Annotated in this window: 10 protein-coding genes; 7 read left to right on the forward strand and 3 right to left on the reverse strand. The window is 61.2% G+C overall.

Translation table 11 applies throughout. The annotated features are described in order from the left end of the window. Nucleotides 1–3: 3 nt before the first annotated feature. From lepB to pdxJ, 5 genes are all read left to right on the forward strand, one after another. Nucleotides 4–858, forward strand: coding sequence for a signal peptidase I (gene lepB / locus AC07OG_RS13930; RefSeq protein WP_495067287.1), 855 nt, complete (start codon nt 4–6; stop codon nt 856–858). Between the two features lie 184 nt (nt 859–1,042). Beyond that, on the forward strand, nt 1,043–1,732 hold the full coding sequence (rnc, locus tag AC07OG_RS13935) for a ribonuclease III (protein ID WP_218424904.1): 690 nt from the start codon (nt 1,043–1,045) through the stop codon (nt 1,730–1,732). Continuing rightward, on the forward strand, nt 1,725–2,627 hold the full coding sequence (gene era, locus AC07OG_RS13940) for a GTPase Era (protein WP_007973959.1): 903 nt from the start codon (nt 1,725–1,727) through the stop codon (nt 2,625–2,627). The genes rnc and era overlap by 8 nt, the downstream gene beginning before the upstream one ends. Nucleotides 2,628–2,799: 172 nt before the next feature. After that, nucleotides 2,800–3,483, forward strand: a complete 684-nt coding sequence (gene recO, locus AC07OG_RS13945) for a DNA repair protein RecO (protein ID WP_060543133.1) — start codon at nt 2,800–2,802, stop codon at nt 3,481–3,483. 50 nt (nt 3,484–3,533) lie between these two features. Beyond that, nucleotides 3,534–4,280 (forward strand): pyridoxine 5'-phosphate synthase, encoded by a 747-nt coding sequence (gene pdxJ / locus AC07OG_RS13950; RefSeq protein ID WP_060543134.1) that lies wholly within the window; start codon nt 3,534–3,536, stop codon nt 4,278–4,280. 128 nt (nt 4,281–4,408) lie between these two features. On the opposite strand, the gene mltF is transcribed toward pdxJ, so the two are convergent. Next, complete coding sequence (mltF, locus tag AC07OG_RS13955; protein ID WP_082457595.1) at nt 4,409–5,869, reverse strand: membrane-bound lytic murein transglycosylase MltF; 1,461 nt, start codon at nt 5,867–5,869, stop codon at nt 4,409–4,411. Between the two features lie 285 nt (nt 5,870–6,154). Here mltF and purL point away from each other — a divergent pair, with 285 nt between their 5' ends. Next, nucleotides 6,155–10,051, forward strand: coding sequence for a phosphoribosylformylglycinamidine synthase (purL, locus tag AC07OG_RS13960; protein ID WP_495067288.1), 3,897 nt, complete (start codon nt 6,155–6,157; stop codon nt 10,049–10,051). Between the two features lie 5 nt (nt 10,052–10,056). Continuing rightward, nucleotides 10,057–10,368: an NGG1p interacting factor NIF3 gene (locus tag AC07OG_RS13965; protein WP_495067328.1), complete on the forward strand. Its 312-nt coding sequence runs from the start codon at nt 10,057–10,059 to the stop codon at nt 10,366–10,368. 94 nt (nt 10,369–10,462) lie between these two features. Here the strand turns inward: AC07OG_RS13965 and nagE are convergent, their stop codons facing one another. After that, nucleotides 10,463–12,178 (reverse strand): N-acetylglucosamine-specific PTS transporter subunit IIBC, encoded by a 1,716-nt coding sequence (gene nagE / locus AC07OG_RS13970; protein ID WP_495067289.1) that lies wholly within the window; start codon nt 12,176–12,178, stop codon nt 10,463–10,465. 32 nt (nt 12,179–12,210) lie between these two features. Then, on the reverse strand, nt 12,211–14,727 hold the full coding sequence (gene ptsP, locus AC07OG_RS13975) for a phosphoenolpyruvate--protein phosphotransferase (protein ID WP_495067290.1): 2,517 nt from the start codon (nt 14,725–14,727) through the stop codon (nt 12,211–12,213). Nucleotides 14,728–15,037 lie beyond the last annotated feature (310 nt).

A 15,037-nucleotide genomic window follows, 5' to 3' on the forward strand; every position in this document is an offset into this window, starting at 1 on the left:
CCTATGTCACTAAATTTCCCGCTGTTGCTGGTCATCGCCGTGTTCGTCTGCGGCCTGTTGGCGTTGCTCGATCTGCTTTTTCTGGCGCCGCGTCGTCGCGCCGCCATCGCCTCCTATCAGGGCAGCGTCAGCCAGCCTGATATCGTGGTGGTCGAAAAACTGAACAAGGAGCCGCTGCTGGTCGAATACGGCAAGTCGTTCTTTCCGGTGCTGTTCATCGTGCTGGTGCTGCGTTCGTTCCTGGTGGAACCGTTCCAGATTCCTTCCGGCTCGATGAAACCGACCCTGGACGTTGGCGACTTCATTCTGGTGAGCAAGTTTTCCTACGGGATCCGCTTGCCGGTGGTCGACAAGAAGATCATCGATGTCGGTGATCCGCAGCGCGGTGATGTGATGGTGTTCCGTTACCCGAGCGATCCGAACGTCAACTACATCAAGCGTGTAGTGGGCCTGCCGGGTGATCAGATTCGTTATACGGCCGACAAACGACTGTTCGTCAACGGTGAGTCGATCGCCGAACAGCTGATCGGTAACGAACCGGGTACCCTGGGCAGCGCTGCGCTCTACAAGGAAAAACTCGGCGTTGCCGAGCACCTGATCCGCAAGGAAATGACCCGCTACCGCGTCATGCCGGACCATTCGTGGACCGTGCCGGCCGGGCACTACTTCATGATGGGCGACAATCGCGACAACTCCAACGACAGTCGCTTTTGGGATGATCCGAGCATTCCCAAGGATCTGCTGGGCATGGTTCCCGACAAGAATATCGTCGGCAAGGCCTTCGCAGTCTGGATGAGCTGGCCGGAACCAAAACTCAGTCACCTGCCGAACTTCTCGCGGGTTGGCCTGATCAAGTAATCAAACACGGCGCTGTTGAACACAGCGCCGAATGCATTTCTGGAGTCGGCATATTCGGCGACAGAGGCATGAAAACAATGATATTCAGGACGTAATTTTTGAACACAGCGTTAATTGTCCCAAGCCTGCGCCGCACCTCGGCGATGGCGGTGGAATCCAGCCACGAACTCAGCGTGGGTAAACCGTGAGCGCCTCCTTAAGCCGTCTCGAGCGTCAGCTCGGCTACACCTTCAAGGATCAGGAACTGATGGTCCTGGCCCTGACTCACCGCAGTTTTGCCGGGCGTAACAACGAACGCCTGGAATTCCTCGGTGACGCCATCCTCAACTTCGTCGCCGGCGAGGCGCTGTTCGATCGCTTCCCGCTGGCCCGCGAAGGCCAGCTGTCGCGTTTGCGCGCACGCCTGGTCAAAGGTGAGACCCTGGCCGTACTGGCCCGTGGATTCGATCTTGGCGATTACCTGCGCCTGGGCTCGGGCGAGCTGAAAAGCGGCGGTTTTCGCCGCGAGTCGATTCTGGCCGATGCCCTGGAAGCGTTGATCGGCGCGATCTATCTGGACGCTGGCATGGAAGTGGCCCGTGAGCGCGTGCTCGCCTGGCTGGCCGGTGAGTTCGAAGGCCTGACGCTGGTCGACACCAACAAAGATCCAAAAACCCGCCTGCAGGAGTTCCTGCAGTCTCGTGGTTGCGAACTGCCGCGTTACGAAGTGGTGGATATCCAGGGTGAGCCGCATTGCCGGACGTTCTTCGTCGAATGCGAAATCATCTTACTGAATGAAAAAAGCCGAGGTCAGGGTGTGAGCCGTCGTATTGCCGAACAGGTAGCGGCCGCCGCAGCACTGATTGCCCTGGGTGTGGAGAATGGCAATGACTGATACAAACGCAACTCGCTGTGGCTATGTTGCCATCGTCGGCCGTCCCAACGTGGGCAAGTCCACGCTGCTGAACCACATCCTGGGTCAGAAGCTGGCGATCACCTCGCGCAAGCCGCAAACCACCCGCCACAACATGCTCGGCATCAAGACCGAAGGCGATGTACAGGCGATCTACGTCGACACTCCGGGCATGCACAAGGGTGGCGAGAAGGCCCTGAACCGCTACATGAACAAGACCGCTTCGGCGGCGTTGAAAGACGTCGACGTGGTGATCTTCGTGGTCGACCGCACCAAGTGGACCGAAGAAGACCAGATGGTCCTCGAGCGCGTCCAGTACGTGACCGGTCCGCTGATCGTTGCGTTGAACAAGACCGACCGCATCGAAGACAAGGCCGAACTGATGCCGCACCTGAGCTGGTTGCAGGAGCAGTTGCCGAACGCGCAGATCATCCCGATTTCGGCGCAGCACGGCCACAACCTCGATGCGCTGGAGCGGGTGATTGCCGAGCACCTGCCGGAAAACGATCACTTCTTCCCGGAAGACCAGATCACCGACCGCAGCAGCCGCTTCCTTGCCGCTGAGCTGGTGCGCGAGAAAATCATGCGCCAGATGGGCGCCGAGCTGCCGTACCAGATCACCGTCGAAATCGAAGAGTTCAAGCAGCAGGGCAAAACCCTGCACATCCATGCATTGATCCTCGTCGAGCGTGATGGCCAGAAGAAAATCATCATTGGCGACAAGGGCGAGCGCATCAAGCGCATCGGCACCGAGGCGCGCAAGGACATGGAGCTGCTGTTCGACTCCAAGATCATGCTCAACCTGTGGGTCAAGGTTAAGGGTGGGTGGTCCGACGACGAACGCGCACTGCGTTCGCTGGGTTATGGCGACCTGTAACGCCGGTTTCTGATACACAGCAAAACCCTGTGGGAGCGGGCTTGCTCGCGAAGAGGATGTAACATTCAGCATTGATGTTGACTGGTACACCGCTTTCGCGAGCAAGCCCGCTCCCACATTGGTTTTGGGTTGCTTGTAAAACTGCGCTTCCCCATTGAGATCTGCGATTTCCATGTCCCAACCCATCCCTCAACCCGCCTACGTCCTGCACTCTCGCGCCTACCGCGAAAACAGTGCGCTGGTGGATTTCCTGACGCCGCAAGGGCGGCTGCGGGCGGTGTTGCGCAGTGCGCGGGGCAAGGCCGGGACGTTGGCGCGGCCGTTCGTGCCGCTGGAAGTTGAGTTCCGCGGGCGTGGTGAGCTGAAGAATGTCGGGCGCATGGAGAGCGCCGGCATCGCGTCCTGGCTCAACGGCGAGGCGCTGTTCAGCGGTCTTTATCTCAATGAGCTGTTGATTCGCCTGTTGCCTGCCGAAGACCCTTTTCCTGCGGTGTTCGATCACTATGCCGCGACCTTGCTGGCCCTGGCCGAAGGCCGTCCGCTGGAGCCGTTGCTGCGGTCGTTCGAGTGGCGCTTGCTGGATGATCTGGGCTACGGATTTTCATTGATAACCGATATCCACGACGAACCCGTTGCGCCAGACGGCCTCTACCGTTTGCAGGTGGATGCGGGGCTGGAGCGGGTCTATCTGCTGCAGCCCGGGTTGTTCAATGGCGCCGAACTGCTGGCCATGGCTGAAGCCGACTGGAGCGCTCCGGGTGCGTTGTCGGCGGCCAAGCGTTTGATGCGTCAGGCACTGGCCGTTCACCTGGGTGGTCGGCCTCTGGTCAGTCGCGAGCTGTTTCGCAAGCCGTAGTCTCCCCGTATGCTGTGCACCGAACTTTCTCTTCTTCTGGAGCGCTTTCCGTGACCACCAGCACCCGCATTCTTCTTGGCGTGAACATCGACCACGTTGCCACCTTGCGTCAGGCCCGGGGTACTCGTTACCCGGACCCGGTCAAGGCCGCGCTGGATGCAGAAGAGGCGGGCGCCGACGGCATCACCGTGCACCTGCGCGAAGACCGCCGGCACATCCAGGAGCGCGACGTGCTGCTGCTCAAGGACGTGCTGCAAACCCGCATGAACTTCGAAATGGGTGTCACTGAAGAGATGATGGCGTTCGCCGAGCATATCCGCCCGGCGCATGTCTGCCTGGTGCCGGAGACCCGTCAGGAGTTGACCACCGAGGGTGGTCTGGACGTGGCGGGGCAGGAGGCGCGGATCAAGGCAGCGGTAGAACGCCTGGCGAAGATCGGCTGCGAAGTGTCGCTGTTCATCGACGCCGATGAGCGTCAGATCGAAGCGTCGCACCGCGTAGGCGCGCCGGCGATCGAACTGCACACCGGTCGCTACGCCGATGCGCAAACGCCGACCGAGGTGGCTGAAGAGCTCAAGCGCGTGGCTGATGGTGTGGCGTTTGGCCTGGCCCAGGGCCTGATCGTCAATGCCGGCCATGGCCTGCACTACCACAACGTCGAGGCGGTGGCAGCGATCAAGGGCATCAATGAACTGAACATCGGCCATGCGCTGGTCGCCCATGCGCTGTTCGTTGGCTTCAAGTCGGCGGTGTCGGAGATGAAGGCGTTGATTCTGGCGGCTGCTGCCAAGGCTTAAAAACCAGCGCAAAAACCATGTGGGAGCGGGCTTGCTCGCGAAAGCGCAGTGTCAGCCAACAGAAATGTTGAATGTTGCACCGCATTCGCGAGCAAGCCCGCTCCCACATTTGATTTTGGTTGTCTGGACTAGAGCGGGGCAGGCTCTTGAGCCGGTTTGCTCTTGTCGATCCCCGGCACCAGCAGTTTGCCCTCGGCCACCTGATCGCCTTCCAGCTGCGGCTGCGTGACCCAGGTGAGGATGTCGTAGTAACGACGGATGTTCGCCACGAAGTGCACCGGTTCGCCGCCGCGGGCATAGCCGTAACGGGTCTTGCTGTACCACTTCTTCTCGGACAGGCGCGGCAGGATCTTCTTCACGTCCAGCCATTTGTCCGGGTTCAGTCCTTCCTTGGCCGCCAGCTTGCGCGCGTCATCCAGGTGACCGCTGCCGACGTTGTACGCCGCCAGGGCAAACCAGGTGCGGTCCGGCTCCTGGATCGAATCGTCCAGCTGATCCTTCATATAGGCCAGGTACTTGGCGCCGCCCATGATGCTCTGCTTGGGGTCCAGGCGATTGGACACGCCCATGGCCTGCGCGGTGTTCTGGGTCAGCATCATCAGGCCGCGCACGCCGGTCTTGGAGGTCACTGTGGGTTGCCAAAGCGATTCCTGGTAACCGATGGCCGCCAGCAGGCGCCAGTCGACTTTCTCTTTCTTGGCGTAGGCCTTGAAGTGCTGCTCGTACTTGGGCAGGCGTTGCTGCAGGTGTTGGGCAAAGGTGGTGGCGCCCATGTAGCCAAGTACGTCGACATGCCCGTAGTAACGGTCCTTGAGGCGTTGCAGGGTGCCGTTCTTCTTGACCTTGTCGAGGTAGTCGTTGACCTCGTTGAGCAGGCTGTTGTCTTCACCGGGCGCTATCGCCCAGCTCTGGTCGCTGGCGTCACCGAGGTCGAAGGCGACGCGAATGTTGGTGAAGTACACCTGGTTCATCGCCACTTCGTTGGAATCGACCAGCGTGAGATCGATCTGACCTTCGTCGACCATACGAAGCAGGTCGACGACTTCGACTGCGTCGGATTCTTCGTATTCGATACCGGGATATTTCTGTTTCAGCTGCGCCAGTTGCTCGGCATGGGTGCTGCCCTTGAGCACCATGATTTTTTTGCCCACCAGATCCTTCGCATCGGTCGGGCGCGACTGGCCATTGCGATAAATGACCTGTGGGGTGACTTCCAGGTAGGAATGGGAAAACCGTACCTGTTTTTTCCGTTCTTCGCTGGTGACAAGGCCAGCGGCTGCCAGTACGGGGCCATTGGGCTGGCCTACCTGGTTGAACAGGTCGTCGAGGTTGTCGGCGGTCTCTATCTTGAGTTCGACCCCCAGATCGTCGGCGAAGCGCTTCACCAGCTCGTATTCGAAGCCGGTTTCACCGTTACGATCCTGGAAGTAAGTGGCGGGGCTGTTACGGGTAACCACCCGCAGCACACCATCCTCCTTTACACGCTCCAGTGTGTTGGGTTTATCAACACAACCCTGGAGCATCAGGAAGAGTCCGGTTGCGATCAGCCATTTGGCGTACCGCGGACGCAAAGCCGTTGGGGAAAACATCTGCGCAGTATACGCAAAGGACCACGGGCGCCATATCTCGACAGCGAAGGGCCTATCTGCTAGCGATCGTAAAACAGGCCGAAACCCCGCAGGAATGGGCCTTTTATGCATTTTGATACAGTAAAAATAAGCTGTGGTGACACGCCCGGTTAACCTGACTCTCGGGGCAGAAACACAGATAGACACTCCAGTGCAACCGTGCGTAGCGTTTCGGGTGATGTCGCGGGCTGTTTAGGCTAGAATGCACGGCCTCAAAGCACACCCCTTCCCGAGGCTGTCCCGAAGATGTTGATCCTGCGCGGCGCTCCTGCCCTTTCTGCCTTTCGCCACAGCAAGCTCCTTGAGCAACTGAGCCAGAAGGTTCCGGCTGTCAGCGGCCTGTATGCTGAATTCGCTCACTTCGCCGAAGTTACCGGCGTCCTGACCGGCGACGAACAGCAGGTGCTTGCGCGCCTTCTGAAGTACGGTCCAAGCGTTCCGGTACAAGAGCCGACCGGCCGTCTGTTCCTGGTGTTGCCGCGTTTCGGCACTATCTCGCCATGGTCGAGCAAGGCCAGCGACATCGCTCGCAACTGCGGCCTGGGCAAGATCCAGCGCCTGGAGCGCGGCATCGCCTTCTATGTTGGCGGCCAGTTCAGCGATGCTGACGCCCAACTAATTGCCGATGTACTGCACGACCGCATGACCCAGATCGTTCTGGGCAACCTCGAACAGGCTGCCGGCCTGTTCAGCCACGCCGAGCCAAAACCGCTGACCGCGATCGACGTGCTGGGTGGCGGCCGCGCCGCGCTGGAAAAAGCCAACACCGAGCTGGGCCTGGCCCTGGCTGAAGACGAGATCGATTACCTGGTCAACGCCTTCGTCGGCTTGAAGCGCAACCCGCACGACATCGAACTGATGATGTTCGCCCAGGCGAACTCCGAGCACTGCCGTCACAAGATCTTCAACGCCAGTTGGGACATCGACGGCGAGAGCCAGGAAAAAAGCCTGTTCGGCATGATCAAGAACACCTACGTGATGCACAGCGAAGGCGTTCTGTCGGCTTACAAGGACAACGCTTCGGTAATCGTCGGCTCCGTGGCCGGCCGTTTCTTCCCGGACCCTGAAACCCGCCAGTACGGCGCGGTGCAGGAACCGGTGCACATCCTGATGAAAGTCGAGACCCACAACCACCCGACCGCGATTGCCCCGTTCCCGGGCGCATCCACCGGTTCCGGCGGCGAGATCCGCGACGAAGGCGCTACCGGTCGCGGCGCCAAGCCTAAGGCTGGCCTGACCGGTTTCACCGTGTCCAACCTGCAGATCCCTGGCTTCGAACAGCCGTGGGAAGTGCCGTACGGCAAGCCTGAGCGCATCGTTACCGCGCTGGACATCATGATCGAAGGCCCGTTGGGCGGCGCTGCGTTCAACAACGAATTCGGTCGTCCGGCCCTGACTGGCTACTTCCGTACCTTCGAACAATCGATCACCACCCCGCACGGTGATGAAGTCCGTGGTTACCACAAACCAATCATGCTGGCTGGCGGCATGGGCAACATCCGTGAAGAGCACGTCAAGAAAGGCGAGATCGTCGTCGGCTCCAAGCTGATCGTGCTCGGCGGCCCGGCGATGCTGATCGGTCTGGGTGGCGGTGCAGCTTCCTCCATGGCCACCGGCACCAGCTCGGCGGACCTGGACTTCGCTTCCGTACAACGCGAAAACCCGGAAATGGAGCGCCGTTGCCAGGAAGTCATCGACCGTTGCTGGCAGCTGGGCGACAAGAACCCGATCAGCTTCATCCACGACGTGGGTGCGGGCGGTCTGTCCAACGCCTTCCCGGAACTGGTCAACGACGGCGAGCGCGGTGGCCGTTTCGAACTGCGCAACATTCCAAACGACGAGCCGGGCATGGCCCCGCACGAAATCTGGTCCAACGAATCCCAGGAACGTTACGTTCTGGCGGTCGGCCCGGCTGACTTCGAGCGCTTCAAGGCGATCTGCGAACGTGAGCGTTGCCCGTTTGCCGTAGTCGGTGAAGCTACCGCAGAGCCGCAGCTGACCGTGACGGATAGCCACTTCGGCAACAGCCCGGTGGACATGCCGCTGGAAGTGTTGCTGGGCAAAGCCCCGCGCATGCACCGTTCGGTTGTTCGTGAAAACGAGCTGGGCGACGATTTCGATCCGTCGACCCTGAACATCGGTGAATGCGTCGAGCGCGTCCTGCATCACCCGGCCGTGGCCAGCAAAAGCTTCCTGATCACCATCGGCGACCGCACCATCACCGGCCTCGTGGCCCGTGACCAAATGGTCGGCCCGTGGCAGGTTCCGGTGGCCGACGTTGCCGTCACCGCCACCAGCTTTGACGTCTACACCGGTGAAGCCATGGCCATGGGCGAACGTACTCCGTTGGCTCTGCTGGACGCTCCGGCGTCGGGCCGCATGGCCATCGGCGAAACCCTGACCAACATCGCGGCGTCGCGCATCGGCAAGATCTCCGACATTAAACTGTCGGCGAACTGGATGTCGGCTGCCGGCCACCCGGGTGAAGATGCACGCCTGTACGACACCGTGAAAGCGGTCGGCATGGAGCTGTGCCCTGAGCTGGGCATCACCATTCCGGTGGGCAAGGACTCGATGTCCATGGCCACCCGCTGGAACGATGAAGGCGTCGACAAATCCGTCACTTCGCCAATGTCGTTGATCGTCACCGGTTTCGCGCCAGTGACTGACATCCGTCAGACCCTGACCCCGCAACTGCGCATGGACAAGGGCACCACCGACCTGATCCTGATCGACCTCGGTCGCGGCCAGAACCGCATGGGTGCCTCGATCCTCGCCCAGGTTCACGGCAAGCTCGGCAATCAGGCCCCGGACGTCGACGACGCCGAAGACCTGAAAGCCTTCTTCGCAGTGATCCAGGGCCTCAACGCCGACGGTCACCTGCTGGCTTACCACGACCGTTCCGACGGTGGTCTGCTGACCAGCGTGGTGGAAATGGCCTTCGCCGGTCACTGCGGCCTGAGCCTGAACCTCGACGGCCTGGCCGAAACCTCCGCCGATATCGCCGCCATCCTGTTCAACGAAGAACTGGGTGCCGTGATCCAGGTGCGCCAGGACTCCACTGCCGACATCCTCGCGCAGTTCAGCGCTGCCGGCCTGGGTGAGTGCGTGTCGGTGATCGGTCAGCCAATGAACAATGGCCAGATCAACATCACCTTCAACGGCGACACCGTGTTCGAAGGTCAGCGTCGTCTGCTGCAACGTCAGTGGGCCGAGACCAGCTACCAGATCCAGCGTCTGCGTGACAACGCCGACTGCGCCGAGCAAGAGTTCGACGTGCTGCTGGAAGAAGACAACCCGGGCCTGAGCGTCAAGCTCAGCTACGACGTCAACCAGGACATCGCCGCGCCTTACATCAAGAAAGGCATTCGCCCTCAGGTTGCCGTACTGCGTGAGCAGGGCGTCAACGGCCAGGTGGAAATGGCGGCGGCGTTCGACCGCGCCGGTTTCAACGCGATCGACGTGCACATGAGCGACATTCTGGCCGGTCGCGTCGACCTGAACGAGTTCAAGGGCATGGTCGCCTGCGGTGGTTTCTCCTACGGCGACGTACTGGGTGCCGGTGAAGGCTGGGCCAAGTCCGCGCTCTTCAACAGCCGTGCCCGCGATGCGTTCCAGGGTTTCTTCGAGCGTAACGACAGCTTCACCCTCGGCGTGTGCAACGGTTGCCAGATGATGTCCAACCTCCACGAACTGATCCCGGGCAGCGAGTTCTGGCCGCACTTCGTGCGTAACCGCTCCGAGCAGTTCGAAGCGCGCGTGGCGATGGTACAGATCCAGGAGTCGAACTCGATCTTCCTGCAGGGCATGGCCGGTTCGCGTATGCCGATCGCTATCGCCCACGGTGAAGGTCATGCCGAGTTCTCCAGCGAAGAAGCCTTGCTGGAAGCCGATCTGTCCGGTTGCGTGGCGATGCGTTTCGTCGACAACCACGGCAAGGTCACCGAAAGCTACCCGGCCAACCCGAACGGCTCGCCGCGCGGGATCACTGGTTTGACCAGCCGCGACGGTCGCGTGACCATCATGATGCCGCACCCGGAGCGTGTGTTCCGTGCCGTGCAGAACTCGTGGCGTTCGGATGAGTGGAAAGAAGATGCTCCGCTGATGCGCATGTTCCGTAATGCTCGTGTGTGGGTGAACTAAGCACCGTGTACAAGCTCAGCTTTTTCGTTCCCGACAGTCATGTCGAGCGGGTTAAAAGCGCTGTATTCGCCACCGGTGGCGGGCGGATCGGTGCTTATGACCATTGTTCATGGCAGGTGCTGGGCCAAGGCCAGTTTCGGCCACTGGATGGCAGCCAGCCGTTCATTGGGCAAACCGGGCAGGTCGAGCAGGTGGAGGAATGGAAGGTTGAGCTGGTGGTGGCGGATGAGTTGATTCGCCCGGTGGTGGAGGCTCTGAAGCAGAGTCACCCCTACGAGACACCGGCTTATGAGGTGTGGCGGTTGGAGGATTTCTGATTCCCTGGCTGCTGAAATGAAAAACCCGCTGAAAGTGATTTCAGCGGGTTTTTTCATGCCCAGGTTTTTTTGGGGCCCGCCAGGGAACCAGGATCTAAACCTTGGCGCTGACCTCACTGCGATTGATCAAGGTTTCCAGCGTACCACTCAAAATCGGCGCCTTGTCGCCAATCAGCAGGTGCCAGATCCCTCCCTCCAGCTGAGTCACGCCATGGCAACCCAAGGCCTTCAACTCACTTTCGGACAAGGCTTTACCGTCAGCCAGTTGCAGGCGAATGCGGGTCATCGCCACACAATCCAGCTGCAGCACATTGTCGCCACCACCCAAGGCTTGCAGCCATTGTTGCGCTTCTGGAGTCGCGACGGCGACAGGTGTCGGTTCTTCGACCAGCGCCGCAGGCGTCGACACAATGGCTCGCGCCAACGCCGGCATCGCCAGGCGGATTTCATCGGCAATCGCATCGGCCATCGGCCCGACCACCACCTGCAAGCTTCCGCCCTTGCCCGGGCGCACCACGGCCATTGCGCCGAGTGCTTTCAAGTCCGTGTCCGAGGCTTTGTTGCGATCCACCATGTCCAGACGCAAACGTGTGGTGCAAGCGCCGACGGTGATCAGGTTGGCGGCACCGCCCAATGCCTTGATGTAAGCACCGGCGCGCTCATTTTCGGTGACTGCTACCTGCTCGGTGGCAACGCTGCCTTCACGGCCCGGTGTCTTCAGGTCGAAGCGTCGGATGCAGAAATCGAACACCAGGTAATAGATCACCGCATACGCCAGGCCCACCGGGAACACCAGCCAGCCGTTGGTGGATCTACCCCAGCCAAGAATCATGTCGATAAAACCATCGGAGAAGGTGAACCCCAGGTGGATGTTTAGCGCATTGGTGACGGCCATCGACACGCCGGTCAGCAAAGCATGCAGCAGATACAGCAGTGGCGCGAGGAACATGAAGGCGAATTCGATGGGCTCGGTCACGCCGGTCAGGAAAGAAGTCAGCGCCATGGACAGGAAAATCCCGCCCATCACCTTGCGCCGTTCCGGCAAGGCATTGCGGTACATCGCCAGGCACGCGGCGGGCAGGCCGAAGATCATCATCGGGAACATGCCGGTCATGAACTGGCCGCCTTTCGGGTCGCCGGCAAAGTAGCGCGACAGATCGCCGGTCACCAGCGCGCCGGTGGTCGGGTCGGTGAAGTTGCCGAACACGAACCACGCCATGTTGTTGAGGATGTGGTGCAGGCCAGTGACGATCAACAGACGGTTGAACACGCCAAAGACGAACGCGCCGATACTGCCGCTCTCCATCATCAATGCGCCGAAAGCATTGATGCCGTGCTGGATCGGCGGCCAGATGTAACCGAAGACGACCCCCAGGCCCACCGCCGTGAAGCCGGTGACTATCGGTACAAAGCGGCGGCCACCGAAGAACGCCAGATACTCCGGCAACTTGATGTCCTTGAAGCGGTTGTACAGCGCGCCGGCCATCAGGCCGCTGATGATCCCGGCGAGCATGCCCATGTTGATGCTTGAATCCAGCACCTTCAGGGTCGAGACCATCACCAGATAACCAATGGCCCCGGCCAGCCCGGCGGTGCCGTTGTTGTCCCTGGCGAAGCCGACGGCGATGCCGATGGCGAAGATCATTGCCAGGTTGGCGAAGATGACCTGGCCGGCGTCGTGGATGATCGCGATGTTCAGCAGATCGGTGTCGCCAAGGCGCAGCAGCAGGCCGGCAATCGGCAGGATGGCGATCGGCAGCATCAGCGCACGGCCGAGGCGCTGCAGGCCTTCGATGAAGTATTGGTACATGGCGGATCTCCCTGGATTCTTGTTGGCGTTGTTCAGCTCAGAGGCCAATGCTGGTGACAGGCGTGACGCACTGCAGCGGCGCTGCCGAGCTTGAGCAGACCCTGGCTGATGCGCCGGCATTCGCTGGCGTCGAGGTGCCGCACGCGATCCTTGATTTCACCGATTTGCACCGGGCTTACCGACAACTCGCTGACGCCCAGGCCGATCAGTACCGGCGTGGCCAGCGGGTCAGAAGCCAGCGCGCCGCAAACGCCAACCCAACGCTTGTGCAGTGCTGCACCGGCGCAGGTCTGGGCGATCAGCCGCAGCAGCGCCGGGTGCAGCGCATCGACCCGCGAGGCGAGGCCGGCGTGGTCGCGGTCCATGGCCAGGGTGTATTGCGACAGGTCGTTGGTGCCAATGGACAGAAAGTCCGCGTGTTCGGCCAACTGCTCGGCAAGCAACGCGGCCGCCGGGACTTCGATCATCACGCCCAGCTCCGGGCGTTCACTCACGCCCAGCTCAGTGCACAAGGCCTCGAGGCGCTGGCGGATGTGCAGCAACTCGTCGACCTCCGTCACCATCGGCAACAGGATTCGGCAGCGAGACAGCGCACTGACGCGCAGCAGGGCGCGCAGTTGTTGATCCAGCAGTTCAGGTCGAACCTGAGCCAGACGAATGCCGCGCAGGCCCAGCACGGGATTGGCCTCGGCAGGCAGCGGCAGGTAATCGAGTTGCTTGTCGCCGCCGACGTCGATGGTGCGGATGATCACCGACTTGTCGCCCATAGCGTCGAGCACCGCTTGATAAGCACCACGTTGCTCTTCTTCGTCCGGCGCGGTGTTGCGGTCGACGAAAAGGAATTCGGTGCGCAACAGGCCGACGCCATCGGCGCCATTGGCCAGGGCATCCGCTGCCTCGGCGCTGGACGCCACATTGGCAGCCACTTCGATCTGCACGCCGTCGAGGGTGAGTGCGTGGGTGTGTGCTTGAGATTGTTGTAGCGCGCGACGTTGCTGGCGGTCAAGTTGCGCTTGCTGCACGACGGCAATGCGCTCGTCGTCAGGGGCCAATTCGAGGCGACCGCCGTCGGCATCCAGCACCACGGCTTGGCCCTGTTGCTGATCAAGCAGCGTCGAGCCCAGCGCAACCAGGCACGGCAAGCCTTTGCCACGAGCGAGAATCGCCACATGGGACGTCGCGCCACCTTCGGCCATGCACAGCCCGGCGACGCCTTGCTGGCTCAGTTGCAGCAGGTCGGACGGGGTCAGTTCCTGTGCGGCGACGATGGCGCCGGGCGGAACGTCGTAGTGCCAGGTTGCGCCGAGGAGGGCGCGCAACACCCGTTGCTTGAGGTCGCGCAGGTCGTTGGCGCGCTCGGCCAACAGCGCACTGCCGAGTTGCTGTAGCACCTCGCACTGCACGTCGATCGATTGGCTCCAGGCGTGAGTCGCGGCCATCCCCTGGTCGATGGAGGCGTTTGCGGCATCCAGCAACGCCGGGTCTTCGAGTAGCGCGAGGTGCGCAGCGAAGATGGCTTCTTCGTCGGTGTTCTTGTGTTTTTTCGCTTGGGCCAGGGTGGTGTCGATTTCACTGCGTACCACGCTCAGCGCGGTATCGAGGGCGTGCAGTTGTTGCTCTGGATCGTGGTTGCCGGCGTCTACGGGCAGGCTGATGGTGTTCAAGCGAAACAACTGACCGCCGACCAGGCCGGGCGCGGCGCAAACGCCGTGCAGCACGCCCGCTTCGGCGGCACGCGCACGCTGGGCAATCGGTGCCGGCGCGGCTGCGTGAGTGTCTTCGGCGAGCGCTGTGGATAAAGCTGAGAGTAACGCTTGCAGAGCGGCTTGGGCATCCGGGCCCTGGCAACTGACCTGAACTTCTTCCTGCTCGCCAATGGCCAGGCCCATCAACCCGATCAGGCTGTCGCAGGTTGCCGATTTGCCGGCGAAGTGCAGCTGCGATTTGCTCTTGAAGCCTTGCGCTGTCTGACGGATCAACGCGGCCGGCCGGGCATGCAAACCACCTCGATGGGCGATGCGGACATGTCCGTGGATCTCTTCGCCGCCCATGTCCACTTCGGCCTGGGCGCCAGATGTTTGTCGACGAATGATGTGCAGCAACGGTTCGCCGACCCTCACCGATTTCAGGGTGATTGGCCGTGCCTGGAATTGCTCGCTGTTGGTCAGGATCAGCAAGCTGACCAGGCTTTTGCACTGCTGCGCGACCTTGTCCAGGTCGTAGCGCAACAGCGGTTGGCCGTTGACCACGCGCGCGCCTTCCTTGACCAGCATCGAGAAGCCCTGGCCTTGCAGTTCGACCGTATCGAGACCCAGGTGCAACAACAGTTCCGCACCGTTGTCGGCACGCAACGTGACCGCGTGGCCAGTGCGCGCTACGTGGACCACCACGCCGGCGCAGGGGGCGTGAAGGGTGTCGTTCAACGGGTCGATGGCGATGCCGTCGCCCATGGCGCCGCTGGCGAACACCGGGTCCGGGACTTTGGAGAGCGTGAGCACCGGACCGCTGAGCGGGGCGCTTAAGGTCAGCTCTTTATTGTTGTTATGCATGGCTCGGTCTCATTAAAAAACAACAGTTCGGAACAACGCGCTTTTCTGTGGGGGCGAACCTGTTCGCGATGGATTCAAGAGCGTCGCGGGGTGTCAGGTTTTCCGCGTAATCGTTAACGTCCATCGCGAGCATGCTCGCTCCTACAGGGGAATGCGGTTGACTGTAGGAGCGAACCTGTTCGCGATGGATTCAAGAGCGTCGCGGGGTGTCAGGTTTTCCGTGTAATCGTTTACGTCCATCGCGAGCATGCTCGCTCCTACAGGGGAATGCGGTTGACTGTAGGAGCGAACCTGTTCGCGATGGATTCAA

The sequence above is a fragment of the Pseudomonas sp. GW821-FHT09H03 genome, assembly GCF_059415945.1.

Bases quoted from the DNA above. Each gene is read 5' to 3' on its own strand.
- recO (WP_060543133.1), top strand. From the start codon at position 2,800: ATGTCCCAACCCATCCCTCAACCCGCCTACGTCCTGCACTCTCGCGCC.
- nagE (WP_495067289.1), bottom strand. From the start codon at position 12,178: ATGTACCAATACTTCATCGAAGGCCTGCAGCGCCTCGGCCGTGCGCTG.
- ptsP (WP_495067290.1), bottom strand. From the start codon at position 14,727: ATGCATAACAACAATAAAGAGCTGACCTTAAGCGCCCCGCTCAGCGGT.
- lepB (WP_495067287.1), top strand. From the start codon at position 4: ATGTCACTAAATTTCCCGCTGTTGCTGGTCATCGCCGTGTTCGTCTGC.
- purL (WP_495067288.1), top strand. From the start codon at position 6,155: ATGTTGATCCTGCGCGGCGCTCCTGCCCTTTCTGCCTTTCGCCACAGC.
- era (WP_007973959.1), top strand. From the start codon at position 1,725: ATGACTGATACAAACGCAACTCGCTGTGGCTATGTTGCCATCGTCGGC.
- mltF (WP_082457595.1), bottom strand. From the start codon at position 5,869: ATGTTTTCCCCAACGGCTTTGCGTCCGCGGTACGCCAAATGGCTGATC.